This window comes from Hymenobacter sp. UV11 (genome assembly GCF_004684095.1).
In the GTDB taxonomy this organism is placed as follows: Bacteria; Bacteroidota; Bacteroidia; order Cytophagales; family Hymenobacteraceae; genus Hymenobacter.
Genome location: NZ_SRII01000007.1, coordinates 133244 through 158969 on the forward strand (window position 1 = coordinate 133244; position 25726 = coordinate 158969).

General features: G+C 60.9%; 20 protein-coding genes. 11 read left to right on the forward strand and 9 right to left on the reverse strand.

The window, feature by feature from the left end; translation table 11 throughout:
- Positions 1-134: 134 nt before the first annotated feature.
- Entirely contained in the window at positions 135-269 is a 135-nt protein-coding gene (locus E4631_RS26800) for a hypothetical protein (RefSeq protein WP_262709796.1), read from the reverse strand.
- A 160-nt stretch (positions 270-429) separates the two neighbouring features.
- Between E4631_RS26800 and E4631_RS14645 the strand changes: the two genes are divergently transcribed.
- Positions 430-861 carry a hypothetical protein gene (locus tag E4631_RS14645; RefSeq protein ID WP_133656543.1) on the forward strand — a complete coding sequence of 144 codons (432 nt, stop codon included), beginning with the start codon at positions 430-432 and terminating at the stop codon, positions 859-861.
- 68 nt (positions 862-929) lie between these two features.
- On the opposite strand, the gene E4631_RS14650 is transcribed toward E4631_RS14645, so the two are convergent.
- The gene (locus E4631_RS14650) at positions 930-2771 is read right to left on the reverse strand and encodes a glycoside hydrolase family 2 protein (RefSeq protein ID WP_133656542.1); all 1842 of its coding nucleotides are present in this window, start codon (positions 2769-2771) and stop codon (positions 930-932) included.
- Positions 2772-2938: 167 nt separating this feature from the next.
- On the opposite strand from E4631_RS14650, the gene E4631_RS14655 reads away from it, so the two are divergent.
- On the forward strand, positions 2939-4087 hold the full coding sequence (locus E4631_RS14655; RefSeq protein WP_166647995.1) for an NAD(P)/FAD-dependent oxidoreductase: 1149 nt from the start codon (positions 2939-2941) through the stop codon (positions 4085-4087).
- A gap of 13 nt (positions 4088-4100) precedes the next feature.
- Here E4631_RS14655 and E4631_RS14660 read toward each other — a convergent pair whose 3' ends face one another.
- Positions 4101-4529, reverse strand: coding sequence for a hypothetical protein (locus E4631_RS14660; protein WP_133656540.1), 429 nt, complete (start codon positions 4527-4529; stop codon positions 4101-4103).
- A gap of 238 nt (positions 4530-4767) precedes the next feature.
- Between E4631_RS14660 and E4631_RS14665 the strand changes: the two genes are divergently transcribed.
- Both E4631_RS14665 and E4631_RS14670 read left to right on the forward strand, forming a co-directional pair.
- Positions 4768-6231 carry a M20/M25/M40 family metallo-hydrolase gene (locus E4631_RS14665; RefSeq protein WP_133656539.1) on the forward strand — a complete coding sequence of 488 codons (1464 nt, stop codon included), beginning with the start codon at positions 4768-4770 and terminating at the stop codon, positions 6229-6231.
- Positions 6232-6352: 121 nt separating this feature from the next.
- A complete protein-coding gene (locus E4631_RS14670) occupies positions 6353-6856 on the forward strand; it encodes an ankyrin repeat domain-containing protein (RefSeq protein WP_133656538.1) in 504 nt (167 codons plus the stop codon).
- A gap of 132 nt (positions 6857-6988) precedes the next feature.
- Here the strand turns inward: E4631_RS14670 and E4631_RS14675 are convergent, their stop codons facing one another.
- The gene (locus tag E4631_RS14675) at positions 6989-7777 is read right to left on the reverse strand and encodes an SDR family NAD(P)-dependent oxidoreductase (RefSeq protein WP_133656537.1); all 789 of its coding nucleotides are present in this window, start codon (positions 7775-7777) and stop codon (positions 6989-6991) included.
- Positions 7778-8001: 224 nt separating this feature from the next.
- Here E4631_RS14675 and E4631_RS14680 point away from each other — a divergent pair, with 224 nt between their 5' ends.
- Positions 8002-8865 carry an SDR family NAD(P)-dependent oxidoreductase gene (locus tag E4631_RS14680; RefSeq protein WP_133656536.1) on the forward strand — a complete coding sequence of 288 codons (864 nt, stop codon included), beginning with the start codon at positions 8002-8004 and terminating at the stop codon, positions 8863-8865.
- Positions 8866-9059: 194 nt separating this feature from the next.
- Here the strand turns inward: E4631_RS14680 and E4631_RS14685 are convergent, their stop codons facing one another.
- From E4631_RS14685 to E4631_RS14695, 3 genes are all read right to left on the reverse strand, one after another.
- Positions 9060-10037 carry an STM4504/CBY_0614 family protein gene (locus E4631_RS14685; protein ID WP_133656535.1) on the reverse strand — a complete coding sequence of 326 codons (978 nt, stop codon included), beginning with the start codon at positions 10035-10037 and terminating at the stop codon, positions 9060-9062.
- Between the two features lie 47 nt (positions 10038-10084).
- Positions 10085-12259, reverse strand: coding sequence for a methylmalonyl-CoA mutase (scpA, locus tag E4631_RS14690; RefSeq protein ID WP_133656534.1), 2175 nt, complete (start codon positions 12257-12259; stop codon positions 10085-10087).
- 165 nt (positions 12260-12424) lie between these two features.
- Positions 12425-14233: a methylmalonyl-CoA mutase family protein gene (locus E4631_RS14695; RefSeq protein ID WP_133656533.1), complete on the reverse strand. Its 1809-nt coding sequence runs from the start codon at positions 14231-14233 to the stop codon at positions 12425-12427.
- 416 nt (positions 14234-14649) lie between these two features.
- Here E4631_RS14695 and E4631_RS14700 point away from each other — a divergent pair, with 416 nt between their 5' ends.
- The 4 genes from E4631_RS14700 to dnaA all read left to right on the forward strand — a co-directional run bounded on the left by E4631_RS14700 (position 14650) and on the right by dnaA (position 19011).
- Positions 14650-14958, forward strand: a complete 309-nt coding sequence (locus E4631_RS14700) for a hypothetical protein (protein ID WP_133656532.1) — start codon at positions 14650-14652, stop codon at positions 14956-14958.
- A gap of 536 nt (positions 14959-15494) precedes the next feature.
- Complete coding sequence (locus E4631_RS14705) at positions 15495-16244, forward strand: 5'-nucleotidase C-terminal domain-containing protein (protein ID WP_133656531.1); 750 nt, start codon at positions 15495-15497, stop codon at positions 16242-16244.
- Between the two features lie 151 nt (positions 16245-16395).
- A complete protein-coding gene (locus tag E4631_RS14710) occupies positions 16396-17322 on the forward strand; it encodes a bifunctional UDP-sugar hydrolase/5'-nucleotidase (protein ID WP_133656530.1) in 927 nt (308 codons plus the stop codon).
- Positions 17323-17475: 153 nt separating this feature from the next.
- Positions 17476-19011, forward strand: a complete 1536-nt coding sequence (gene dnaA, locus E4631_RS14715; protein WP_133656529.1) for a chromosomal replication initiator protein DnaA — start codon at positions 17476-17478, stop codon at positions 19009-19011.
- 112 nt (positions 19012-19123) lie between these two features.
- On the opposite strand, the gene E4631_RS14720 is transcribed toward dnaA, so the two are convergent.
- Entirely contained in the window at positions 19124-20353 is a 1230-nt protein-coding gene (locus E4631_RS14720; protein WP_133656528.1) for an HD domain-containing protein, read from the reverse strand.
- Between the two features lie 227 nt (positions 20354-20580).
- On the opposite strand from E4631_RS14720, the gene E4631_RS14725 reads away from it, so the two are divergent.
- Together E4631_RS14725 and E4631_RS14730 are read left to right on the forward strand one after the other, a co-directional pair.
- The gene (locus E4631_RS14725) at positions 20581-22149 is read left to right on the forward strand and encodes a PglZ domain-containing protein (protein WP_133656527.1); all 1569 of its coding nucleotides are present in this window, start codon (positions 20581-20583) and stop codon (positions 22147-22149) included.
- 102 nt (positions 22150-22251) lie between these two features.
- Positions 22252-23490, forward strand: coding sequence for a putative sensor domain DACNV-containing protein (locus tag E4631_RS14730; RefSeq protein ID WP_135318613.1), 1239 nt, complete (start codon positions 22252-22254; stop codon positions 23488-23490).
- Between the two features lie 83 nt (positions 23491-23573).
- Here E4631_RS14730 and E4631_RS14735 read toward each other — a convergent pair whose 3' ends face one another.
- The gene (locus E4631_RS14735; RefSeq protein ID WP_133656525.1) at positions 23574-25643 is read right to left on the reverse strand and encodes an OmpA family protein; all 2070 of its coding nucleotides are present in this window, start codon (positions 25641-25643) and stop codon (positions 23574-23576) included.
- Positions 25644-25726 lie beyond the last annotated feature (83 nt).

Below are 25726 nucleotides of genomic sequence, written 5' to 3' on the forward strand. Positions count from 1 at the left end.
GCCACTTTGTCAAGTAGCCGAAATTTCTACTCGATGCAGTGAAATAACTTTGCCAGAATCTACTAAACTTCTGTTAGATTTGTGCGTAATTTCACAAAAACAAGGGTCGCGCCATGCGGCACGACCCTTGCAACCTAGTTTATCCAATGAGCGGCCGCCGTAATGGCGCTACCACTCATCAGAAACCACAGGAGCCATTTAGCTAGCTCCGGTGGCATTCGGAGTCTGACTTTGAAATCAAACTCCTGCTTCGCACGTTCTTTTTTCATTGCAGGAAAGAAGTTAGGTGCTGAATCACCTGCTTCTCGAAGCCCGACTGTCCCCACAGCCGGGCTTCACCTTTTCAGGGGTAGCCGTGTGGTGAGGTGAAGTAACCGTGCGATGCGGTAAAAGTACAACGCCGATTTAATCAAACTTTTGTTACAGCGTATGAAGCCAATAGAGGTATTGAACGACAAGCTGAAAGGAAATTTTATTTCCAGGTTTAGTATAGGTGATACATGGGATTTGTATTTCGGCGACTACTGGCTCTCCACGCATAATCTGATTTCATCAGACGAAAGCCCATTAAATGAATGGCTGCTTGCTAATTATCCACCGTTTCAAAAAGCTATCGACCAAGAGGACATTAGTAAATGTGTAGTTGTGGCTGCCTTTATGCGTAAAAAGGTTGTAAGTGTAGCTTTGGACGATTCTTGTAACTTGACAATCAATTTTGAGGATAATGGTAAACTGATTCTGCCAACGGACACGGATATTGTGGATTGGCAGTGGAGCTTAAGCGAGGGGGGTAATGACCCTTATATGAGTTACATAGTAGCTTGCTTTGGAGAAGGCCAAATCTCAATTAAAGAAGAATAAACTCTTAGGACATCAAAAAAGCCGTAGCTCCTGCTACGGCTTTTTTGATGTCCATTTCCTTCTGCCTATTACCCCGGCTGCCCCGGCTCCGAATGCAGCAGCCCGGCGGGCACCTCCAGCTCGCCCGAGTGGAAGCCGATGAGGCCGTTGCGCTCGTCCTCGATGTTGGTGGCCTGGGTGTACACGTCGCCAGCGATTGGGCGGGCGCGCAGCTCGCGCTTGAAGTCGCGGATGCTGTTGGTGCGGGCCTCGGCATCCTGGGGGCCACCGTAGTCGCTGAAGCCGAAGCCGCCCCACTCGCTCACCAGCAGCGGGCGCTGGCCGCGGTAGAAGTAAGGGTCGCCGACGACCAGCGGAAAGGCGGCCGTACCCTGTAGCTCGCCGTGGATGAGGCGGTCGAGCAGCTCGCGCCAGCGGCCCAGGTCGGGGGTGTAGAGGTGGGCCGTGAGCAGGTCGCTCTTGAGCTGGCCCTGGTAGCTGATGTGGTGCCAGCCGTCGTTGTCAATCACCAAAAATTGCGGGTGCGCCAACTGCATGAAGTTGTACATCTGCACGATGTAGCGCTGGGTGGCCGGGTTGGTGGCAATGTCCTGGGCGCCCCAGTCCTCATTGTAGAGGCTCCAGATGACGATGCTGGGGTGGGTTTCCATCAGGCTGAGCATGCGAATGAGCTCGGCGCGGTGGTTTTCGCGGCTGCGGGGGGTAGAGCTGTGGGGGCTGGGTACTTCCACCCACAGCAGCAGGCCCAGCTCGTCGGCCAGGTTGTAGATGCGCGGGTCGATGCCGGCGATGTGCACCCGCACCAGGTTGCAGCCCAGCGCCTTCATGGCGTGCATGTGGCGCTGCATCTCGGCGTAGGTGGCGGTGCCGGGCTGGTAGAGAATACCGTCGAGGTAAATCGGCTCGTTGTTGAGGTACACCTTGCGGCCGCGCGACTCAATCTTGCGCATTCCGAAGCGGGCCTCAATCTGGGCCGCGTAGCCGGTGCTGTCGATGAGCTGGGCCACCAGCCGGTAGCGGTGCGGGTTTTCGGGGCACCAGACCTCGGCGCCCGGAATTTCCAGGACCAAGCGCTGCTGGTGCTGGCCTTCGGCCAGGTAGAGCGGGAAGTCAGACGAGGCGAGGGGGGTAGCGTTAGCCCCGCCCTCGGGCTCGAATACTTGCAAGCGCACCGTGTAGTTGCCCGCGTCGTGCAGGCGCATCGTCAGGTTGAAGCGTACCAGGCAGTCCTCAATAGTGCTCACTACCCCCACCCGCGAGCGCAGGCGGTTGCGCTCCACGGTTTCGAGCCACACCGAGCGCACGGCCCCCGACTGCGTCTGGTACCAAATGCCGCCGCGCTTGTACACGTGCGACTCCTGCTTGCCGCGCGTGGTTTCGGCGTCCATCGTGTCAGCAATGCGCACGGTGAGGCGGTTGGTGGCGCGCAGGTGTTCTTCGGGCAGCTCGTAGGTGAAGGACGTATACTCGCCGAAGTGCACGGCCTCGCCCTCAATGGTGGTCAGCAGGTGGCCGTTGAGCCACACCCGCGTTTCGTAGCCGCAGGCCCCGAAGGTGAGCTGAAACAGCGTCCGGTTCTTGTTTTCCGCTACCTCGGGCAGCGTAAACTCGCGCTCGTACCAAGCTACTATCTTATCCTGCCAGGCGGCATTGCCGCCGGTATGGGCCAGGCCCATATGCTCCTCAATCGAGCCGGGCCACTGCGCACTGTGGTGGTAATCATAACCTTGCGCCCAGTCTTCGGTCAGGCCAATATCGTCGAGGTCGATAGCGAAGCGCCACGTGCCGTCGAGCAAAAAGTGGTGGCCCGGCCGCAGCACGGCGCGGGGCAATTCGTTGTCAGCTTCTTGGGCCAGCTCGGCTTCGGGAGTTGCCGAAAGACCAAAATTGGCGGGGGTGAATTCTTCCATTGCGTAAGGATAACGGCCAGCATATGTTATCTAAGGTGCTGCCCAGGATAAATGTTAGAAAAAAATACGTACGATAATCGAGCTTGCTAAACGTAGCGCGGGCTAAACGTACTCCCAAAAAAGGGGGAGCTGCCTACCTTTGCTGGGTGCTACCTACTGCAACTTTCTTGCCTGAATATGACGTGGCCATTGTGGGGGCGGGGCCGGCTGGCACGGCTTGCGCGCTGGCCCTGCGCGACAGCGGCCTACGGGTAGTATTGCTCGATAAAGCGGCTTTTCCGCGCGATAAAATCTGTGGTGATGCCGTGCCCGGCCACGCCCTCAAGGCGTTGCGCCAGCTCGACCCGGCCTACACCGAGGCGCTGTGGCAGCTACAGCCGCGCGATGACGTGCGCCGCAGCCGCCTCGTGGCGCCCGGTGGCGCCAGCTTTTACCTGCACTGGAAGCTGCCCACCTTCAACAGCCCCCGCCTCGACTTCGACGCCGCGCTGCTGGCCCTGGTGCGGCAGCACACCACCACCGAAATCAGGGAAAATGCGGCCCTGAAAAATGTGGAAATACTGCCCGATTGCGCCCGCCTGCGGCTGGCCGACGGCCAGGAAATCACGGCCCATCTCGTTATCGGTTGCGACGGCGCCCAGTCGGTTGTGGGCCGCCGGCTGCTGCCCGAGCCGCGGCTGGCCCGTGCCCACCACTGCGCCGGCGTGCGCGCCTACTTCGAACATGTGGGGGGTAGCGAAAGCGGCACCACCGAGTTTTTCTTCAGCCGCAGCCACCTGGCGGGCTACCTGTGGCTGTTTCCGGTGGGGGCAGGGCGCTACAACGTGGGCCTGGGCATGCTGTCAGAGCTGGTTTCCAAGCACAAAATCGACCTGCGTCAATTGCTGCTCGACAACCTTGCTACCCACCCCGCGCTGGCCGGGCGCTTTGCCCAGGCGCGGCAGCTGGGGCCGGTGCGCGGCTTTGGGCTGCCCATTGGGGGCGGGCGGCAGCGGCCGGCCAGCGGGGCGCGCTTTCTGCTGGCCGGCGATGCGGCCTCGCTCATCGACCCCTTGCAGGGCCACGGCATCGACCTGGCCATTCGCAGCGGTATTCTGGCGGCGACGCAGGCGAGGGAATGCGTTGATAAGCAAGATTTTAGCGAGGAGCTAATGCAGCACTACGACGCGACTTTGCAGCGGCAGCTGGGGCCGCAGCTGGCGCGCAGCTACCGCCTCATGCGCCTGCTGGGCACCCGCCCCTGGCTTATGAACCTGGGCACCCGCCTGGCCCAGCTACCCGGCCTGGGCCGCTGGGCCAGGCGGCTGGTGGGGTAGGGCCCGGCCGGCCTTACTGGCTGATGACCAGCGCGGCCTGGCGGCTGCGCAGCCAGTCTTCGGCATCGGCTACCTGGTCAAATACCTGCAGGTCGAACAGGCAGGCGGCCGGGTGGCGGGGCGTTTCGGTAATGGCATCGTGCAGCGTGTCGGCCTGCACCACGTGGGCCACGTAGCGCAGGCCCAGGCTGGCGGCCTGCGGCACCCACACCCGCGTCAGCCAGTCCAGGGTATCAAACCAGGGCCCGTGCAGGGTCGAATTATCGTTGAGCAGCAGGGGGCAGCGGAAGCCAGCTAGTTTATCGAGGTAGTTTTGGGCGCCGCGTAGGGCTTCTTCCGGGTCGATAAAGCCGCGCCAGGTAGCGCGTAGCCAATGGTTGTCTTCTTCAAACGTGAGCGTGCAACGGCTGCCGTCGAGGTCTGGTAAAGAGCTAATTAGCATCAGGCAACGGTGGAAAGGAAATCAAGGTATTCAAAGAGGATTTTAGTAAGGCAAAGGAGATGAAAACTTCCTGCTTAACGGCTGCGGATTAGTACTATTCTAACGTCAGTATTTGTACTGAATTACTGGGCCGCCTGTGGTAGCGTGTGGGGCCGAAGCAGGGGGTAGGGGCCAGAAAGCAGCCGGGCGCGTAAACTTGGGGTGGCGGCGGCGGGTGCCGCTGGCCCGGCTATTCTTTATGCGTTTGATTTTTCGCCTCTTCCTGCTGGCACTGCTAGCCTTGGCTGCCGTGCTGCTGGCCAACACCCTGCGCTTGCCCAACCACCAGCTGGGTGCGGTGCCCGCCGCCCCGGCCGTGGCCCTGGCACCCGATTCGGCCCTGGCGCACTTGGCGGGCGCGTTGCGCATTGGCACGGTATCGCGCACCAACTATGCCGAAACGGATTCCCTACCCTTCGACCAGCTCGCGGCCTACTTGCGGCGCACGTTTCCGCTGGTGCACCAGCGCCTCAAGCGCCAGACCGTCAACCACTACGGCCTGCTCTATGAGTGGGCTGGTACCGACCCGGCTCTGAAGCCGCTGCTGCTGCTGGCCCACCAGGATGTGGTGCCCGTGCTGCCCGGCACCGAGGCGCAGTGGACGCGCCCGCCCTTTGCCGGCCAGCAGGCGGGCGGCTACCTCTACGGCCGCGGCGCCCTCGACGACAAGCTCAACCTCGTGGGCCAGCTCGAAGCCGTGGAGGCGCTGCTGCGCGCCGGCTACCAGCCCCGCCGCACGGTGCTGCTGGCCTTCGGGCACGACGAAGAAACCCAGGGCCGGCGCGGGGCCGCCGCCCTGGCCGCCCTCATCCAACTTACTCATCCGCAGCTGGAAATGGTGCTCGATGAGGGCGGCCTCGTCAAAAGCGATGGGGTAGCCGGCCTCGCCCAGCCCGTGGCGCTGGTGGGCGTGAGCGAAAAGGGCTACCTCAGCCTGGAGCTGTCGGCCACGGGGCCGGGCGGGCACTCGTCTATGCCGCCCGCGCTCACCAGCGTGGGCCGGGTGGCCGCCGCCGTGGCCCGGCTGGAGGCCCAGCCGTTTCCGGCGCGCCTCGACGGCGGCGTGAGCGGCCTGCTGGCCTACCTGGCCCCGGCCGTGCCGTTTGGCAAGCGCCTGGTTTTTGCCAACCAATGGCTGTTTGGCGGGCTTATTAAAAATTCGCTGGCGGCTACCCCCTCCGGCAACGCCGCCCTGCGCACCACCACCGCGCCCACCATTATGCGGGGTGGCGACAAAGACAACGTGCTGCCCGACCGCGCCGTGGCCACCGTCAACTTCCGGCTGCTGCCCGGCGACTCGGTGGGCGCCGTTGTGTGCCGGGTGCGGGAAATTATCAGCGACCCCCAAATTCAGGTGCAGACCCTGGGTGAGGGCCGCGACGCTTCGCCCGTGTCGGGCACCGACAACGCGGCGTTTCAAACGCTGCAGCGCACCATCAGGAGCGTGTTTCCGGCGGCGCTAGTGGCGCCCTACGTGGTGGTAGGCGCCACCGACGCCCGCGCCTACGCCCACCTGTGCCCGCAGGCTACCTACCGCTTCACGCCGGTGCTCATGGACCAAGCCGCCATCGAAAGCCTGCACGGCACCAACGAGCGCCTGCGCCCGGCCGCCTACCAGCAGCTCATCCGTTTTTACGCCGCCCTGATTCGCAATGCAGGGTAAGCTTCAGCTTGCCGGAGAAAGGGCGGGCGGGCTAAAACGGCAAGCTGGAGCGTACCCTACGCGGGGCGTAAACATCTCTTGCCCCCGGTTTGTCGTACCCACTCCGAATCCTCCAAATACTATGTCTCCTACCCCTGCCCAACCCAACGACCAGCTCTACAATGCCGCCCGGCGCGGCGACGTAGCCGAAATCAAGCAGCTGCTGCAACACCCGCAGCTCGACCTCAATGCCCAGGATGGCAAGGGCTACACCGCGCTAATCCTGGCCACCTACGACGACCACCTCGACGCGGCCCAGGTGCTGCTCGAAGCCGGTGCCAACCCCGATTTGCAAGATGCCAGCGGCAATTCGGCCCTGATGGGGGTCAGCTTCAAGGGCTACGCCAACATCGCGCGCCTGCTCATCGAGCGCGGCGCCAGCCTCGACCTGCGCAACGGCAACGGCGGCACGGCCCTCATGTTTGCTACGCTTTTTGGGCGCAACGAAATCGTGAAAATCCTGCTCGAAGCCGGCGCCGATGCCACCATCCACGACTACCGGGGTATGTCGGCCCTGCACCTAGCCGGCCAGCAAGGCAACGAAGTAGCCTGGAAGCTGCTCGGCGGCCCCGAGGATGACGCGTAGAAAAAGCAATAAAAAACGTGTCATGCTGAGCCCCGCGGAGCGTATCGCCCGCCCCATTGGGTAGTTACCCAGTAGCGCGGGCGATACGCTCCGCGGGGCTCAGTATGACGCGTTTTAGGTGGTCCTACCCCCTCAAATACTGCGCACTACCCCGCCATCCACGCGCACCGAGGCGCCGTTGGTGGCCGCCGCCAGCGGGCTGCATAGGTAGGCCACCATGTTGGCCACTTCCTCGGGCGTGATGAAGCGCTGCAGCAGCGACGAAGGCCGCGCATCGCGGAAAAACTCGTGCTCAGCCTCTTCGCGGGTCTTGCCCGCGCCGGCCAGCTGCTTCAAAAACTCCTCTACCCCCTCCGAAGCGGTAGGGCCAGGCAGCACCGAGTTTACGGTTACGGCACTGCCTTTAGTAAGCTCGGCCAGGCCGCGGGCCACGGCCAGCTGGGCCGTTTTGGTGGTGCCATACTGTATCATCTCGGCCGGAATCTGCAGGGCCGACTCGCTCGAAATGAAGATGATGCGGCCCGCGTTCTGCTCTAGCATCAGCGGGAAATACTGGCGCGCCAGCCGCACACCGCTCAGCACGTTCACCTCAAAGAAGCGCAGCCAGTCGGCATCTGGGATTTCGGCAAAAGGCTTGGGCTCAAAAATGCCGACGTTGTTGATGAGCATATCCACCGTGGGCACTTCGCGCAGCAGGTTATCCACCTGAGCCACGTCGCCAAAATCGACCGCTACCCCCCGCACCGAAGCCTGCGGCGTTTCCTTTAAAATAGCCGCCCTGGCGTCGTCAATACGCGCCTGGGTGCGGCCGGTAATAATCACGGCCGCGCCCTCGGCCGCCAGCCGCTGCGCAATGGCCAGCCCGATGCCCGCCGTGGAGCCCGTAACAAGGGCCGTTTTAGAAGTGAGTTGCAAATCCATACGAATCAAAATTAACCAGGAGAATACGTGGGTGCTAAACCGCTGCCTGCCCAGTTTTGATTAGGCGCCCGCCGCCATCGGCGCGGCGCGACCTAAGCCCAACCGTAGCAACCCAAGGGGGTAGGGAGCGTACAAAAAGCCTCCTTTATACCCCAAAAATGGGGCTTTAACCCAACGGCGCTAACCTATTAGCGGTCAGTAGCCTTTTTGAAAACAACCTTATTATGAGCAATCGACTGCAAGGAAAAGTAGCCATCGTGACCGGCGGTGGCGCCGGTATCGGCGAGGCCATTTGTAAGAAATTTGCCAAGGAGGGCGCCGCCGTAGTGGTGGCCGGCCTGCCCGACGACGCGGTAGAAGACGTAGCCGCCGAAATTGTGAAAGCCGGCGGCCGCGCCGTGGCCTTCGAGGGCGACCTGGGCAAGTACGCCACCGCCCAGGACTGCGTGAAGCTGGCCGTGAAGGAGTTTGGCCAGCTCGACATCCTCATCAACAACGCCGGCGTGTTCGTGGAAACGAACTACCTCACCGACTACTCCGAGGAAGCCTTCGACTACATGCTGTGGCACAACAACCGCACGGTATTTATGATGTGCAAAGCCGCCCTGCCCGAGCTGCAAAAGACTCACGGCAACATCGTGACCGCCGGCTCGGAAGCCGGTGTGCTGGGCATCCCGATGAACGTGCCCTACGGCGGCACCAAGGCCTTCAACATCGCCTTCACCAAGGGCCTGGCCGCCGAGCAGGCCGAGTTTGGGGTGCGCTGCAACATCGTGGGCCCCGGCCCCATCGACACCGCCTGGACCCACAAGGAAACCGGCCCGATGGACAGCAAGATGGAGAAAACCAACAACCAGGCCGTGCTCACCGGCCGCCGCGGTACCGTGGAGGAAGTCGCCAACGTGTACCTCTTCCTGGCCTCCGACGAAGCCTCCTACGTCACCGGCGCCCTCTACATGGTCGATGGCGGCATCACCATCGCCAAGGGCCCCGCCGGCGACCAGGCCAGCAGCTTCTTCAAGAAAGAGCCCGAAAGCGACCTGAAGCTGGAGCACACGAAGGAAGGCCACACCAAGATTCGCGATTAATTACCTGCGGAACCCGATTTTTTAAATTAGATAAGCCCTACCCCCTCGCGAGGGGGTAGGGCTTATCTATGGCTGAAAAGTCAGCTTTGCTATTAGTCTGCATTTTAGCCGAAACTCTTGTACCCCCCGTGCCTCCCGCTCGGGTGAGAGTAGGCTTAGAGCGTCGAGGTTGGCGAAGATGGGTATATCATTATTTAAGGTAGTTCTTGGTGACGTTGTACTAAATACAAAATCACCGCAGCAGTGAGATTGATGCAATAGTGCATAGACGCCTCATCAACAATTCTTGCCTCTGCTCCTTTGCCATGACCACCTAATTTATTACGAAGTGTAGGTATGCCACTTTCTAATGTATTTCTAACTCCTGCTAAAAAGGACTCAGAGTACGTTGGGACAAGTCCTTCTTTTATGACCAGAGCAATCAGAGGCTTTGCAGTATCATTTTGGTTAAAAGGCCAATTTCTTAGTGTTGCAATTATTTTTATAGTGCTTTCTATAGATTTTAGACAATCTGTGACTGCTTCTTCATATTTATGATTTTTATAATGTTCAAAGGCGCTTAAAAACTCGTCTTGTGCATTCTTAAACTTTGAATTATTAATGATTAATAAAGATGGGGCTATAGTTTGAATAAATGTGAATTCGGCAGGTACTTTAATAATTTGGTCATTATCATACCTGTATCCAGCCCCATTCTCTTGAAGTCTAGTATTAATATCACGAATTGCATCTAATCTAGTATAATTAATTTTTGCATCATCAGTAGTAATATAATCTCCTATATGTGAAATCGAATAGCACAGTAATTCTAGTACATCAAGTTCCTTTTCAATAATACTTAAGGTTTTAAAGTATTTTTCAACATCCGATGAAAAACTAATAAATGTGTATTTGTTCGGAAGTTTTTCTAATCCATGCTCGCGACAAAGAATATTGTAGATAGTTTTCCAAGCTAACTGAGTTTTTTCAGATAAACGCTCATTAGCAGAAGTTATTAGCTGCCGTGAGAAATGGCCATCTATACCAGTTAGATTTATATTAATTTTGATAGACTCAAAAAAATCTGATACAATATGCCAAATTTGGTTCTTGAGATTGATATTGAGTGGTCCATAGTCAATTGGGCTCTCATTATTAATTCGTTTTGAGTATAATGAATATATTTTGCTCATAAAAATGATGTTGAAGATTGTTGTTTCGGGAAGTTAAGTATTAAATTCTACTCCCCCAGCTTCCCCAAAATCTCCAGTGCGGCTTTGGCTATCACGGTGCCGGGCCCATATATGCCGGCCACGCCCGCGTCGTAGAGCTGCTGGTAGTCCTGGGGCGGGATGACGCCGCCGGCGATGACGAGGATATCGGGGCGGCCTTCGGCAGCTAACTCCTTTATTAGCTGGGGTAGGAGGGTGTTGTGGCCGGCGGCGAGGCTGCTCACGCCGACTACATGCACGTCGTTGTCGACGGCCTGGCGGGCTACCTCGGCGGGGGTTTGGAAGAGGGGTGCCAGGTCCACGTCGAAGCCCACGTCGGCGAAGCTGGTGGCGATGATTTTGGCGCCGCGGTCGTGGCCGTCCTGGCCCATTTTGGCCACGAGCATGCGCGGGCGACGGCCCTCGCGGGCGGCAAAATCTAGGGCCGCCTGGCGGGCCTGGGCAAAGTCGGCATTGTCGGTCATGCCCTGCTGGTAGATGCCCTGCACGGTGCGGCTGGTGGCCTGGTGGCGGCCCCAGGCGGCTTCGAGCGCGTCGGAGATTTCGCCGAGGGTAGCGCGGGCGCGGGCGGCCGTCACGGCCAGGGCGAGTAGGTTATTTTGTGGGGTAAGCTTTAGCTTGCCGTCGGTGGGAGCTGGCTCGTTCGTAATGCTTTCTGATGGCAAGCTGAAGCTTACCGCACATTCCGTAATCGCCGCCAGGGCGGCCTGCACGGCCGCGTTGTCGCGCGTGGCACGCACTTGCTTCAGCCGCGCTACTTGGCTCTCCCGCACGGCATCATTATCAATCTGCAGTACGTCAATCGGCGCGTCGCCTTCCGGAGCCAGGTATTTATTCACGCCCACGATTACCTCCTGGCCAGTGTCGATGCGCGACTGCTTGCGGGCGGCGGCTTCCTCGATGCGCAGCTTGGGCAGGCCAGTTTCGATGGCGGCGGCCATGCCGCCGAGGGACTCCACTTCCTCCATCAGCGCCCAGGCCTGGTTGGCGAGGTCGGCGGTGAGGCTTTCCACGTAGTAGGAGCCGCCCCAGGGGTCTACTACTTTGGTGATGTCGGTTTCGTGCTGCAGGTAGAGCTGGGTGTTGCGGGCGATTCGGGCCGAGAAGTCGGTGGGTAAGGCCAGGGCCTCGTCCAAGGCATTCGTGTGGAGGCTCTGGGTGCCGCCGAGGGCGGCGGCCAGGGCCTCCACAGTGGTGCGGGCCACGTTGTTGAAGGGGTCCTGGGCGGTGAGCGAGTAGCCCGAGGTCTGGCAGTGGGTGCGCAGGGCGAGGCTTTTAGCGCTCTGCGGGTCAAATTGCTTGATGAGCTTGGCCCACAGCAGGCGGCCGGCGCGCAGCTTGGCAATCTCCAGAAAGTGGTTCATGCCGATGCCCCAGAAGAAGGACAGGCGCGGCGCAAAATCGTCAATCTTGAGGCCCGCCGCCAGGCCGGCGCGCACGTACTGCAAGCCGTCGGCCAGGGTGTAGGCCAGCTCCAACTCAGCGGTGGCGCCGGCCTCGTGCATGTGGTAGCCCGAAATGCTGATGCTGTTGAACTTGGGCATAAAATCCGCCGAGTAGGCGAAGATGTCGGCGATGAGCCGCATGCTCGGCGCGGGCGGGTAGATGTAGGTATTACGCACCATAAACTCCTTCAGAATGTCGTTCTGAATGGTGCCCGTGAGCTTTTCGGGCCCTACCCCCTGCTCCTCGGCCGCCACAATGAAGAAGGCCATAATGGGCAGCACGGCCCCGTTCATGGTCATGCTCACCGACATTTCGCCCAGCGGAATCTGGTCGAACAGAATTTTCATATCCTCCACTGAGTCGATGGCCACGCCGGCCTTGCCCACGTCGCCCACCACGCGCGGGTGGTCCGAGTCGTAGCCCCGGTGCGTGGCCAGGTCGAAGGCCACACTTAAGCCCTTCTGCCCGCCGGCCAGGTTGCGCCGGTAAAACGCGTTTGATTCCTCGGCCGTCGAAAAGCCCGCGTACTGCCGCACGGTCCAGGGCGAGCGCACGTACATGCTGGCATATGGCCCGCGCAAATAAGGCGCAATGCCTGCCCCGAAGCCCAGGTGTGGCAGGTGCGCCGCATCGGCCGCCGTGTACACGGCCGGGCCGGCGCTGGGGTAGTCGGCCGGCTTAGTGGGGGTAGGGACCGCCGCCGCGTCGTAAGGAATAGTGGAAAAATCGGGACGCATCTTTTTCAATTATCAGTTATCAATGAGCAATTATCAAGGGGTGACTTTAAAAATCGCTTGTCATGGCGAGCGAAGCGCGGCAATCGCATCCGCACGACACCCGCGCCAGTCGTTCGTCCACCGTCAGGGTGCGATTGCTTCGCTATACTCGCAATGACAAGCGATTTATCGGCCCTGCAATCGCGCCAGTACCTCTTCCGTATGGTGGCCTTCTACCACAAATTCTTTCAACCCAAACACGCGCACCGCCTCCAGCAGCGTGGCCAGGTCGGAGGTGACGAGCGAAGGAATGTCGAAGACGTGGTCGGCCGGCACCTGCTGCACCACCCGCGCCAGGTGGTCGAACTGCGCGGGGGTAGCGTACATGAGCGTGGCCTCGTCGGGCTTGGAAAACAGCACCGAGTACGAGTCGGGCGCGATTTCTTCGGCGGGCGGGGGTAGGGCAGCCGTCGGGCCGGGGTGCAGCAGCTGGCGGAAAGCATCGGCGATTTCCTCGTTCACGCGGGCATTGCCTAGCAGCACCAGTGTGGCCTGCTTGTCCTGGTTGGCGCGGCGCTCGAAGTGCAGGGCCGTGGCCAGGCGCAACACCTCGCTGGGATACGTGGCGCGGGTGGTGTCGAAGTCACGTGAGCGCAGCAGCTGCTTGGGCTGAAAATCGAACTTCTCGTTGGGGTTTTGGAAGCGGTTGGTGCCCACTACCACGTCCTGCCCGGTGGCAATGCGCTTAAACTTATCGAGCCCGGCCCGGCTCACGGCCTCCAGGGCCCGGCTGCGGGCCGCCGCCATGCCGCCCTGGGCCTCCAGCGCCTGAAATGCCGTCCAGGCGGCGCGGGCCAGCTCATCAGTCAGCGTCTCAATAAAATACGAGCCCGCCGCCGGGTCGGCCACCCAGTCGAGGTGAGCCTCATCCTGCAAAATCACGGGCAGGTTGCGGGCCAGGCGGGCGCTAAACTCGTTGGGCGCCTGGTAGAGGCAGTCGAAGGCGGCCACTTGAATAGAATCGGCCCCGCCCAGCATCGCGCTCATGGCCTCGGTGGTGTGGCGCAGCAGGTTGGTGTGCGGGTCGAGGGTCGTCTGCGTCCAGGTCGAGGTAGTAGCGTGAATGGGCAGCGTAGCCGCGCCCTGGGGGGGTAGGCCGAAGCCGTGCAGCAGCGTGGCCCACAGCTTGCGGGCGGCCCGCAGCCGGGCCAGCTCGGGAAAGTAGCTGGTGCCCACGGCCACATCAAGGTGCAGGGCGCACGCCACGTCGGCCACGGTGAGGCCGCTGGCTTCGTCGGGTAGCTCGGCCAGCAGGACCGCCGCCGTGCTCAGGCTGAAGGCCAATTGCTGCGTGAGCGTGGCGCCCCTATTGCCAAAGTACATGCCATTAACGGCCAGCGCCGAAAACTCGGGCCAGTCCTTAGCCAGCGCCAGGCAGCGCCGCAGCGTGGCCCGAAACGGCAGCATTTCGCCGCCCTCGGGCACGGTAGGCGGCACAAAGCGCAGGAAGCCCCGCAGCGGCTGGCCACCGCTGGCCGCCGCCAGCCGCTCCAGCAGCGCTTCGGGGTGCTGCGGCACCGAGTAGCCCAGCCAGGTGGTGGCCAGGGGTAGGCGCTCGGCCAGCTCGGCCACGGCGAAGGTGGCGGGGTCGCCGTGCAGGTTGAAGTGCAGGCCCAGGGCTCCGCGGGCCAGCGCGTCGGCGCCCTGCTCTATTTGCAGGCGGCCGTCGGTGCCGGCCGGCACGGCCAGCAGCACCACATTGCGGCACGGCACGGGGCGGGGGGGTAGGGGCGCCGGCGGCCCGCCCAGCGCCCCAAGGGCTTCGCGGTGGTAAAAGGGCTCGGCTACCAGGCCATCGGGCATGGTCCAGCGCAGGCTGGCAGGGTCGGCCCCCTTGGCTTCGCGGGCCAGCTGGGCCTGCCATTGCACCGTGCTCACGGGCAAAAATTCGGGAAACGAAACCGCGGGGGTAGCGGGTGGGATTGATTCAGCCATACAAGATTCAGCAAACGCCGCGCCGACAAAGTCGGGCCAACGGACCCGAAAGATACCGTGCGACCTGCATACGCTGCCCGGCCCAAAAGGTAGGGGTAGGGCTATATCTTTGCCCAAATGCAATAGCCTTTCTGCTTTTTTTAACGCATGCAAAAAACATACTTAGCACGGGTTCTTCTAGGCATGACGTTGGCCATGAGCGGGCCGCTGGCGGCCCGTGCCTAGGCCACTTTCCGTCCCGGCTACGTGGTGCCGCTGGCCGGCGACACCCTGCGCGGCGAAGTGCAGAAGCTCAGCGAGCTGCGCAATACGCTGACCTGCCGCTTCCGGCCCAGCCCGGCTGCTGCCCCCACCGACTACGCGCCCACTGCGGCGCGGGCCTACAGCTTCACTGGCGGTGCCCACAGGCGCGGCCCGTGCCGCCCGCCGACACGGCCCGCGCCACTCCCACGCCGCTATTCGTGGAGGTGCTGGTGAGCGGCCCCGCCCGGTTTTACACGTGCCGCGACCACGGCCGCACGCGCTACTTTGTGGCCGTTGGGCCGGCCGGCGCCCGCCTGCGCGAGCTGGCCGAGCGCCGGGTCAAGACGTTCAGCAACGGCTTCGAAGCCTACGAATCCCGGTCGCTGTTTCTGATAGGCTCACTCCGCGCTCGCGAGGGCCCGTACTCAGCCTGCTCGGCGGCTACCAGTATGGGGGTTTATCGTTCGGAAGTGGCTCGCTAGTAACTGCTTTTAATCATCAGGGCCCAGTAGCTGGCCTGGCGTTAGGTCTGGCCTTGCCACACACGCGGCAAACCGTAAGCGTGCGCCTAGGCGCATTATATAGCGCTGAGCAGTATAGGCCTTCTCAGTTCAATCAAAGCTATCTAAATCTGCCTGTGCAATTGCGCTACACGTTAATGCGTAATCAGATGATTCGCCCATTTGCCGAGGCTGGAGTTATATATTCGTATTTATTGCACGCGCAAGATGCTAACCTCGTACAAGCTGGGTAATTTGGATTTGTGGCGGGAGTAGGCGCAAGTGTCCCGCTGGCGGGGCCGCGCCGACTGGCAGTGTTAGTGCGCGTGACCACGTCGGAAAGCCTGACTAATCCTGATGCAGTAGGTACTAAAAACACGTGCCTATCGGCCCTGCTCAGCTTCGATTTGACCAAGCCTTAAGAAAGCGCCCCCTTCGTAGCAGGTATGCATGAGGCGTCGCCCGCGTAACTTTGGCTATCCCAGGCCGCCTATTGGCCTGAGATAGCTTTTTTGCTTATGCGCTCACTTCGCCCGGTAGCTACTGGCTTTCTGCTTCTTACCCTCGCCACGGCCTGTCAGCGCGCCCCCTTGCAAGCCACGGCTCACCTGGCATCCAGTACCAGCCAGCCCGTGGGCAGCACTATTGCCCCCGATGCCGGCGCGGCCGACTACATCAAGCCCTACCACGACAAGGTGGTAAGTGAGATGCAGCAGGTTATCGGCACGGCACCGGTGGCGCTGGGCAAAAATGCCGGCGAAAATCCCATTGTCAACTTCGTGGCCGACTTGCAGCGCACCGCCGCCAGCAAGTACTTCAAAGGCCAGCCCATAGACCTGGGCGTGATGACCAACGGCGGCATGCGCAATGCCCTGCCCGCCGGGCCCATCACCATGGGCAATGTATTCGAGCTCATGCCCTTCGAAAACGAGCTGATTGTGCTCGACGCGCCCGGCCCGGTAGTGCAGCAGCTGTTCGACTACGCCGCGCCTGTTCGTATGGCCATCTCGGGGGCTACCTATACCGTTGGCCCCGACAAAAAGCCCCAGGCCATCCTCATCGGCGGCCAGCCCCTCGACCCGGCCCGCACCTACAGCATCGCCATTTCGGACTACCTGGCCGGCGGCGGCGACCACATGGAGTTTCTCAAGGCCGCTCAGCTGCGCCACACCGGCCTGCTGCTGCGCACCGTTATCATCGACCACATCAAGGCCCTCACCGCCGCCGGCCAGCCCGTCACGGCCCAGGTGGAGGGTAGGGTTCGGTGAGTCATTAACAACATAAAACCGGCTGTCATTGCGAGCACAGCGAAGCAATCGCACCAGAACGAAATCGTTTGGGTGTTGTTCTGGTGCGATTGCTTCGCTGTGCTCGCAATGACGAACGACTTGAAGTAAGCATTAACCTGATACCTGTTAAATGGAAAGACGCTCCTTCCTTCAGAAATCCCTGGTTGGCACGGCCGGCCTCAGCTTGCTGGGCCCCAGCCTCGTAGCTAACGCCGCCGGCAGCTCGTCGCGGCTGGTTATCCTGCACACCAACGATATGCACTCGCGCATTGAGCCCTTCCCCGACAACGCGCCGCAGTGGGCCGGGCTGGGCGGCATGGCCCGGCGCGAGGCCCTCATCGACAGCGTGCGCAAGCAGGAGCCCAACGTGCTGCTGCTCGACTCGGGCGACATCTGGCAGGGTACGCCGTACTTTAACTTCTTCCAGGGCGAGCTGGAGTACAAGCTGATGTCGCGCATGAAGTACGACGCCAGCACCTTCGGCAACCACGACTTCGACAATGGCCTCGAAGGCCTGCAAAAGCAGCTTCCCAACGCCGGCTTCCCGTTTCTGGTGGCCAACTACGACTTCGGCGGCACGCCGCTGGCCGGCCGCTTCGCGCCCTACAAGGTGTTTGAGAAGGGTGGCGCGCGCATCGGCGTCTTCGGCCTGGGTATCGAATTGAAAGGCTTGGTGGCCGACAAAAACTTCGGTACTACCCAGTACCTCGACCCCGTAGCCACCGCCAAAGCCCAGGTGCAGCGCCTGCGCCAAGGTGAGCGCTGCGACATGGTTATCTGCCTCTCGCACCTCGGCTACAAGTATGAAGGCGAAAAAATTGACGACCGCAAGCTGGCCGCTCAGGTGGGCGGCATCGACCTGATTCTGGGCGGCCATACCCACACGTTCATGCCCGCCCCCGAGCCCATAACCGGCCCCAACGGCCACGTAACGCTGATTAACCAAGTGGGCTGGTCGGGCATCAACCTCGGCCGCATCGACTACGACCTGCGCCGCGGCGCCCAGCCCGTGCGGGCTACCGGCGCCCTGGTGCTGCCCGTGGGCGCTACCTGCTAGCGACCCGATAAAAGCAAGCAATCAGCGGCTTTTTTGTCTGCTGGTTTTGTCGCAAATTTGTCCCCCCCAAGTCGGGCCGGGTATTTCCCAGGCCTGATTTGGCGGGTTTTTTTTCGCCGCCGACTGCTTACCCGGTTCTCCCTCTCTCACCTCATGTCGCAGGATTTTCGCACTGTTTGGGCTAATTGCCTGCGTGTCATCCGCGCCGAGGTCGGGGAGCAGAGCTTCCGCACTTGGTTCGAGCCCGTGGTGCCTATCGAGCTGCAAGGCAAGGTGCTCACCATTCAGGTGCCGAGTGTCTATTTCTACGAGTTTCTCGAAGAGCATTACGTAGAAGAGCTTAAGCGCGCTATCTACCAGGAGCTTGGCATCGAAGGCCGCCTCGAATACAGCGTAGTCGTGGACCAGGGCAACGCCCAGGCCTCGGCCAAAACTATGCACCTGCCACCGGCCCGCAAAACGGCGCCCAGCCTGGCCCAGCCCCCCGAAGGCCGCCCTACCCCCAACTACGGCACCGCGCCCGGCGGCGTGCAGCCCAACCGGCCGGTGGCCCAGGCGCGCCACCTGGTGCCCGGTGGCAACACTGCCACGGCTGCCCAGGTGGCCGCCAACACGTTGCGCAATCCTTTCGAGGCCGTCAAAACGATGGACCGTAACATCGTGCCCTCGCAGCTCAATACCACCTACACGTTTGAGAACTACGTGGAGGGCGACTGCAACCGCCTGGCGCGCTCGGCGGGCCTCGCCGTGGCCAACAAGCCCGGTACCACCGCTTTCAACCCGTTGATGGTGTATGGGGGGGTAGGGCTGGGCAAAACGCACCTCGTGCAGGCCATCGGCAACCACATCAAGGCCACCAATGCGGAGAAGTTCGTGCTCTACGTATCGGCCGAGAAGTTTACGAACCAGTTTATCGAAAGCCTGCAGCGCAACGCCGTGCAGGACTTCGCCAACTTTTACCTGCTCGTGGATGTGCTCATCCTCGACGATGTGCAGTTTCTGGCCAATAAGGGCAAGACGCAGGAGATGTTCTTCCACATCTTCAACCACTTGCACCAGGGCGGCCGGCAGATTGTGATGACCAGCGACCGCCCCCCGCGCGAGCTCAGCGGCCTCGAAGACCGCCTGCTCTCGCGCTTCAAGTGGGGCCTCACGGCCGACGTGCAAAGCCCCGACTTCGAGACGCGCATTGCCATCATCCAGAACAAGGCGCAGCAAGACGGCATGGAAATCGCGCCGCAGGTGGTCGAGTACCTGGCCCACTCGGTGCCCACCAACGTGCGCGAGCTCGAAGGCGTGCTCACGACCCTGCTGGCCCAGAGCGTGCTCACCCGCCGCGACATCGACCTTGAAATGGCCAAAGGCGCCCTGCGCCACATCATCGAGGAAGTAGAAGCCGAGGTCAACGTCGATTTCATCCAGAAAACGGTGGCCGACTACTTCAGCGTGCCGGTGGCGCTACTGAAGGAGAAAACCCGTAAGAAAGAGATAGTTACGGCCCGGCAGGTGGCCATGTACTTCACCAAGGAGCACACCAACCACTCGCTCAAGACCATTGGCTATCACTTCGGGGGTAGGGACCACGCCACGGTCATTCACTCGGTCCAAACCGTGTCTGACCTCATCGATTCGGACAAAAAATTCAAGGACCAGATAGTGGAGCTGCGCAAGAAATTCGTGCAGAAGTAGCGCGAAGTTTCACTTCGTGCGCGAGCGCAGCGAGCAGGCGGGGCTGAGCCATCCGCGAGATGCTTGCTGCGCTCGCGCGCGAAGTGAAACTTCGCGCTACGGTGCTAGTGGCCTACAAAATTTCCTTGGGGTAGCAGATATAATACTTCTGTACTTTCTGGCTCAGCGCCCGAATATTGGGCAAATCGGACGCCTCCACTACATTCACCACCTTACCGAGCTTGGTGAGGATGTTAATTGTCTCGTTACTAGCTGGGTCATAGGCCGTGTTGCTGAGGCGGCCGGTTATCATCAGCTGCCGCGCATCGTCGGGGGGTAGGGCGAAGCGCTCGGCGATTAATTCCACGATGCCTAGCTGAAACTCGTCGTCGTAGGGCTCGGGGGCGATGATGATTTTGAACAACTGCCGGTTTATCAGGCTCTTGGCCAGGAAACTTAACACCTTGTCGGAGTGGCCTTTCCAGCTTTTGATGGCTGCCCAGATGTCCGTATCATCTAGCTCCACGAAGTGGTTGAGGATGTCGGTGTCCGTCTCAAATTCGGCCAGCGTGACGGCGTGACCCAGAAAAAATGTGAGGCAGCTGCTACCCGGCACCGCCACGCCGGCGCGGGCCAGGTCGCGGGCCCGCTGCATGGTGCGAATGACCATCTGCTCGGCGCTCGTAACCGTCTTGTGCAGATACACTTGCCAGTACATCAGCCGCCGGCTCACTAGGAAATTCTCGACCGAGTACACGGCCTTTTCTTCCAGCGCCAGGCGCTCGTCCACCACTTGCAGCATCTTGATGAGGCGGTCGGCGCCCGGCCGGCCCTCCTGCACGCCGGTGTAGAACGAGTCGCGGTTGAGGTAGTCGAGCCGGTCCATATCCAATTGGGAACTAACCAATTGGTGAAAAAAATCGCGCCCGTAGCTGCCCTGAAACATTTCAATGGCCAAACTCAGCTTGCCATCAAACTCTTTATTAAGCCGCTGCATCAGGAACAGCGACAGCTGCTCGTGGGGCACATCCTGGAAGATGCTGGTTTCCAACGCGTGCGAGAGCGGGCCGTGGCCGATGTCGTGCAGCAAGATGGCAATCTGGGCGGCCTCGCCCTCGGCCGCCGAAATCCCTACCCCCTTGTCTTTGAGCGTGCGCAGGGCCAACTGCATGAGGTGCATGGCGCCCAGTGCGTGGTGAAAGCGCGTGTGCAACGCCCCCGGATACACGAAGTTGGTGAGCCCCAACTGCTGGATGCGCCGCAGCCGCTGGAAGTAGGGGTGCTCAATGAGGTCGAACAGCAGCTCGGTGGGTACGGTCACGAACCCGTATACCGGGTCGTTGAAAATCTTCTTTTTATTCATCGCAGGCGGGCGCGGCTCAGCGGGGGGGGGTAGGGGAGCGTTGGCCGGTATTTGGGGCCGGTTGGCCGACTAAGCCGCGCGAACAGGAACCCAAACCCCGGTTTTCCGGTAAAGCTACGGACGGCCCGCCTACCCCCGCTTGTATACCAAGCCGGGGTTGGCTGCCGTTCATACCGCTACCGCTTACCTTTCCCCCGAAGCGCGCCCCTGTTTGCGCGCCCTTGCCTATGCAACGCTATTCCATCCTTTGGGCCGACGACGAGATTGACCTGCTTAAGCCGCACATCCTCTTTCTCAAGGAGAAAGGCTACGATGTGACGCCCGTCAACTCTGGCGCCGACGCCCTCGAAGAGGTGCAGGAACATTCCTACGACCTGGTTTTTCTGGACGAAAATATGCCCGGCCTTACCGGCCTCGAAACCCTCACCGAAATCAAGGTGGTGCGCCCCACGGTGCCCGTCGTGATGATTACCAAGAGTGAGGAAGAGCACATTATGGAGGGCGCCATCGGCGCTAAAATCGCCGACTACCTCATTAAGCCCGTCAACCCGAACCAGATTCTGCTGTCGGTAAAGAAGGTGCTGGATAACAAGCGCTTAGTAACCGAAGCTACCAACTCGGGCTACCAGCGCGACTTCCGCCAACTTGGTATGCAACTCTCCGACCGCCTCTCACCTTCGGAGTGGGTTGACGTTTATAAGAAGCTTGTATATTGGGAGTTGGAGATCAACGAAACCGAGGGCAAGAGCATGGCCGAGGTCTTCAACATGCAGAAGGACGAGGCGAATACCTACTTCGGCCGCTTCATTATTGAGAACTACGAGGACTGGGTGAACGGCCGCGATAAGGACGCGCCGCTCATGTCGCACCAGTTGTTCAAAGAGAAAGTGTTTCCGCTGATGAAGCAGACCGGCGACACGCCGGTGTACTTCGTGCTCATCGACAACCTGCGCTACGACCAGTGGAAGGTACTCGAACCCATTATCGCCGAGCTGTTTACCGTCGATAGTGAGGAGCTGTACTACAGCATTTTGCCCACTACTACGGCCTACGCCCGCAACGCCATTTTTGCGGGTATGATGCCCGGCGAGGTACAGAAAAAATACCCCAACCTGTGGGTGTGGGACGAGGACGAGGAAGGCAAAAACCTGCACGAGGCCGAGTTCCTGGAAATCAACTTCCAGCGCAACAACCAGAAGGCCAAGCATAGCTACCACAAGATAACCAACTTGCAGGCCGGCAAGGACTTGTTGGGTAAAATGGCTAACCTGCACAACAACTACAAGCTCAACGTTATCGTCTATAACTTTGTGGATATGCTCTCGCACGCCCGCACCGATATGGCGATGATACGCGAGCTGGCCGCCGATGAAAGTGCCTACCGCAGCCTCACTCGCTCGTGGTTTCTGCACTCACCACTTTATGAAATGCTCCAAACCATTTCGGAGAAGAAAGGCAAGCTCATCATCACCACCGACCACGGCACCATTCGGGTAAAGCGCCCGTATAAAATTGTGGGCGACCGCAATACTAACACCAACCTGCGCTATAAGCACGGCCGCAACCTGGGCTTCGACGAAAGCCGCGACATTTACGTGGTGCGCAAGCCGGAAAATATTTTCCTGCCCCGCGAAAATGTGAGTACGGCCTACGTCTTCACCCTGGGTGATTATTTCTTCGCCTACCCCAACAACTATAACTACTACGTGAACTACTACAAGGACACGTTCCAGCACGGCGGCGTATCGTTGGAGGAATGTATCATTCCTTACATTACGCTGACAGCGAAGGGGTAGCAACTAAGCTAGAATATCGTAAATTGAGGTTACGCAAAGGTGAAGAGCGCATGTAGCTCCTACCTTGCGTAACCTCTTTGTGCGTTAGGTGACCTCCCGCTGATGACCACTCACTACTACCCAAGCGACTTGGCTGCTGCCCTGCAGTTGCGCTGGCCGGCCGGCGCCGCGCCGCTGCCGGCGCCGGAGGTGCTCACACGGTTCATCTCGGTACTGTACCAAGCCAGCCTGCTGTTCGAAGAGGGCCGGCCCGTGGAGTGCCACGCCGTGCTGGCCGCGCAGGCCGAACTGGAGGCGCAGCCGGTTACGCTAACTGACTTTCACTTGGTGCGCTTCGACGAAGTGCGGGCCTGGAACGAGCACGAGGTGCGTCGGCTGAGTCCGGCTGTGCAGCACAGTAGCAGTCTGCTGGCGGTAGAAGCTTCGGCCGACGGGCAGCTCCTGCTGTGGGGGATGCTTTTTAGTGGGCACGAGTGGGACTGGGTGCCCGATAATTCGCGCCAGGCCGTGGCCGTTGCCCCGCCGGCACTGCTGGTGCAAGTGAGTGGGCCGGGCAGCCTCGTATTTTATTACGGCAGCCAGCGCTTGCTCACCTTGCAGCGCGGGCGCATCGACGGGCACGGCTTTTTGCAGTTTCCGCTGGCCTGGGGCGCGGGGCGGTTCTTCGAAAACCAGCAACTGGCGGGGGCCGCGGCGGCCGGACTGGAATGGACGCTTACGCAGGAAGAGTGCATTATTAGGTTTGTGCTGCACATGCAGCGCCGGGCGCTCACGCGCTCGCGGGCCAGCGGCCACGGGGTGTTGGTGGTGCTGGTGCCTACCCACCAGGTAGCCGCGCTTACCGGGCTGGGCGGCGTACTGCGGCCCAAGTATCGGCTGCTACCCACTGGGGCTGGCCCCCGATTCCCGACCCTGGTGCAGGCCAGCGTGCGGCGCCTACTGGAACTGGGCGAGCTGAGCTGGACGCACTTCCAGTGCTCGCGCGACGCGGAGCTGCTGACCTTGGCGGCCGAAATAGACCGTTTTGCCGACTGCATTGCCGACATGGGCGCTGTTGACGGCGCCCTGATGTTTACCCAGCAGATAGATCTGGTGGGCTTCGGAGTAGAAATTCAGGCCACGCAGGTGACCCTCAGCCAGGTGTATCGCGCCCTGGATATGGAGGGCCAGACCCTGCAGCCCGTGCCTGCCGACCACGGCGGCACCCGGCACCGGGCCGCCTACCGCCTATGCCTGGCCGCGCCCGAGTGCCTGGCCATCCTGGTGTCGCAGGATGGCAACGTGCAGTTCGTGCACAACCAGGATGGCAAAGTGGTTTTCTGGGACCAGCTGTCGTTTTAGAGCGGTTTCCGAGTCCGGTACCTGCTCCGGTCCAACGGCGCAGCCGTCCGACCGGTTGACGGCCACGCTATCCAAAATTCCGTCTACTTGCCCGTCACCTTAAACTCGGTGCGGCGGTTGAGCTGGCGGCCGGTGGGGGTAGCGTTCGACGTAACGGGCCGGGTGTCGCCGTAGCCGGCGGCGGTGAGGCGGTCGGCCGCGATGCCGTGGGCGGTGAGGTAAGCTACCACGGCCTGGGCGCGGCGCTGGCTCAGGTCCTGGTTGGCGGCGGGCTTGCCTACGTTGTCGGTGTGGCCGGCCATCTCGAGCCGGATGGCGGGCTGGTCGGCCAGCAGGGTTTGCAGGCGCTCCAGCTCGGCGGTGCTTTCGGGGCGCAGGATGGCCTTGCCGGTGTCGAAGAAGAGGTTATTCAAAACGATTACTACCCCCACTTCCAGCTTCTTAAGCGGAATGTCCTTCACCACTTCGGCGTAGGCAGCGCCGGCGGGCAGGTCGAAGTTTTCGGAGTGAAACAGGTAGCCATCCTGCCGCACCACGATGCCGTAATTGGTGCCGGAGGGCAAGCTCACCAAATATTTGCCCGACGTGGCATTGCTGTGAAACGACGCAATAGTCTGGCTGGTAGTATTATCCACTAGCTCGATAGTAGCCACTAACGGCTGCTTAGTAGCCGCGTCCGTCACGGTGCCTTTGAGGATGGTAACCTGCGCCGTGGCCACCGCTACCGGCGGGGCCAGCGGCGGCTGCGCCAGCGGGGCCAGCCGCGAGGCCAGCAGCGGGCTTTCCTCGCTGAGCACGGGCGGCTTTTCGGGGCCCAAAAACGTGATGCGGTAAATATCCTTACCCCCCAGGCCGCCGGGCCGGTCGGAAGAATAGTAGCCGTGCCGCCCCGAGGCCGAGGTTACGAAAAATACGTCGTCGTCGGGCGTGTTGATGGGCCAGCCCAGGTTTTCGGGCTCGCTCCACTTGCCCTCGCGCAGCGTCGATTTAAAGATATCGTAGCCGCCCATCGAGTTGTGGCCCTCCGACGAAAAGTAGAGCGTTTTGCCATCCGGCATCAGGAAAACGGCCTCTTCGCCGTAGGGCGAATTGATGACCGGGCCCAGGTTTTCGGGCAGACCTTTGCCGGCCAGGTCCACTTTGTAGATGTCGCGGCCGCCGCGGCTGCCCTCGGGCTTGTCGCTCACAAAGTAGAGATAGCGCCCATCGGGCGAGTACGCGGCCGACGACTCGTGGTACTTCGAGTTGATGCGGCCGGGTAGGCGCTGGGTTTTGGTCCAGGCAGCGCCTTGCAGCTCGGTTTCGCGCAGGTCGCCGCCGTTTTCGTCGGCATACACCAGCAAGCGCTGGCCGTCGGGCGCGAGGCCCACGGTGGCGTCGTGGCCGGCGGTGTTCACGGGCGCGCCCAGGTTCGTAGCCGGCTGCCAGTTCTGGCCCCGCGCGGCAGTCTGGTAAATATCCTCAAAATAGCCATCGGTGGCGGGGTCTTTGGGCGCGTTGGGCCCGTTGGGCCGGCGCGAGGTGAAGAGCAGCATGCCCTCATCGGCCGACACCACGGGCCCGTAGTCAGAGTAAGCCGAGTTCACGCTGGGGCCCGCATTGTCGATAAACACGCGCACCGGGTTCTTTTCCAGCTCCTGCCCATTACGGCACTCCCGGATGCGGCGGGCCAGGTCCTCGGCCGTCACGGGCTCGCTTTCGCGGGCTTTATCGCTGGCGCTGGTGGGGCTGCTGAGTTGATATTCTTTGCTGGCTTCGGCCCACCTGGCGCTCAGGTGCAGGGCGCGGGCCAGCAGGTAATGCAGGCGCGGGTCGCTGGCCGGGTCCAGCGCCAGCACCTTGGCCTTTTGCAGGTAGGGTAGGGCCAGCGTTTTGGTACCCGAATGCAGGTAGCAGTCGCCGATTTTTACATTGAGCGAGGCGTTGCTGGCGTTGAACTGCTGGGCGGCCAAGTAGTGGGGTAGGGCCGCGCCGTAGCGCGCCGGGTCGGCCTGGTAAGCCTCATCGCCAGCCTTCAACTCGCGCAATGCTTCCTTCAGCCCCTGCTTGTCGGTCCCAAACTCGTCTTTAGAAAACTCGACGCTCTGGGCTTGGGCTTCGATTGCTAATAGGCTGGTAGCTAGTAAAATACCCGATAAAAGTATCCGTTGCATATAAGTAGTTGTACTGTAAGATAAGTCTAGCGCATTAGGCAAAAAAAGAATAGCATTCTGACGAAGGAGGCATCTCTCCCGCG

Excerpts from the sequence above, each read along its gene's own strand:
- E4631_RS26800 (WP_262709796.1), bottom strand. The coding sequence starts at position 269 with ATGAAAAAAGAACGTGCGAAGCAGGAGTTTGATTTCAAAGTCAGACTC.
- E4631_RS14645 (WP_133656543.1), top strand. The coding sequence starts at position 430 with ATGAAGCCAATAGAGGTATTGAACGACAAGCTGAAAGGAAATTTTATT.
- E4631_RS14650 (WP_133656542.1), bottom strand. The coding sequence starts at position 2,771 with ATGGAAGAATTCACCCCCGCCAATTTTGGTCTTTCGGCAACTCCCGAA.
- E4631_RS14660 (WP_133656540.1), bottom strand. The coding sequence starts at position 4,529 with ATGCTAATTAGCTCTTTACCAGACCTCGACGGCAGCCGTTGCACGCTC.
- E4631_RS14665 (WP_133656539.1), top strand. The coding sequence starts at position 4,768 with ATGCGTTTGATTTTTCGCCTCTTCCTGCTGGCACTGCTAGCCTTGGCT.
- E4631_RS14670 (WP_133656538.1), top strand. The coding sequence starts at position 6,353 with ATGTCTCCTACCCCTGCCCAACCCAACGACCAGCTCTACAATGCCGCC.
- E4631_RS14675 (WP_133656537.1), bottom strand. The coding sequence starts at position 7,777 with ATGGATTTGCAACTCACTTCTAAAACGGCCCTTGTTACGGGCTCCACG.
- E4631_RS14680 (WP_133656536.1), top strand. The coding sequence starts at position 8,002 with ATGAGCAATCGACTGCAAGGAAAAGTAGCCATCGTGACCGGCGGTGGC.
- E4631_RS14685 (WP_133656535.1), bottom strand. The coding sequence starts at position 10,037 with ATGAGCAAAATATATTCATTATACTCAAAACGAATTAATAATGAGAGC.
- scpA (WP_133656534.1), bottom strand. The coding sequence starts at position 12,259 with ATGCGTCCCGATTTTTCCACTATTCCTTACGACGCGGCGGCGGTCCCT.
- E4631_RS14695 (WP_133656533.1), bottom strand. The coding sequence starts at position 14,233 with ATGGCTGAATCAATCCCACCCGCTACCCCCGCGGTTTCGTTTCCCGAA.
- E4631_RS14705 (WP_133656531.1), top strand. The coding sequence starts at position 15,495 with ATGCGCTCACTTCGCCCGGTAGCTACTGGCTTTCTGCTTCTTACCCTC.
- E4631_RS14710 (WP_133656530.1), top strand. The coding sequence starts at position 16,396 with ATGGAAAGACGCTCCTTCCTTCAGAAATCCCTGGTTGGCACGGCCGGC.
- dnaA (WP_133656529.1), top strand. The coding sequence starts at position 17,476 with ATGTCGCAGGATTTTCGCACTGTTTGGGCTAATTGCCTGCGTGTCATC.
- E4631_RS14720 (WP_133656528.1), bottom strand. The coding sequence starts at position 20,353 with ATGAATAAAAAGAAGATTTTCAACGACCCGGTATACGGGTTCGTGACC.
- E4631_RS14725 (WP_133656527.1), top strand. The coding sequence starts at position 20,581 with ATGCAACGCTATTCCATCCTTTGGGCCGACGACGAGATTGACCTGCTT.
- E4631_RS14730 (WP_135318613.1), top strand. The coding sequence starts at position 22,252 with ATGACCACTCACTACTACCCAAGCGACTTGGCTGCTGCCCTGCAGTTG.
- E4631_RS14735 (WP_133656525.1), bottom strand. The coding sequence starts at position 25,643 with ATGCAACGGATACTTTTATCGGGTATTTTACTAGCTACCAGCCTATTA.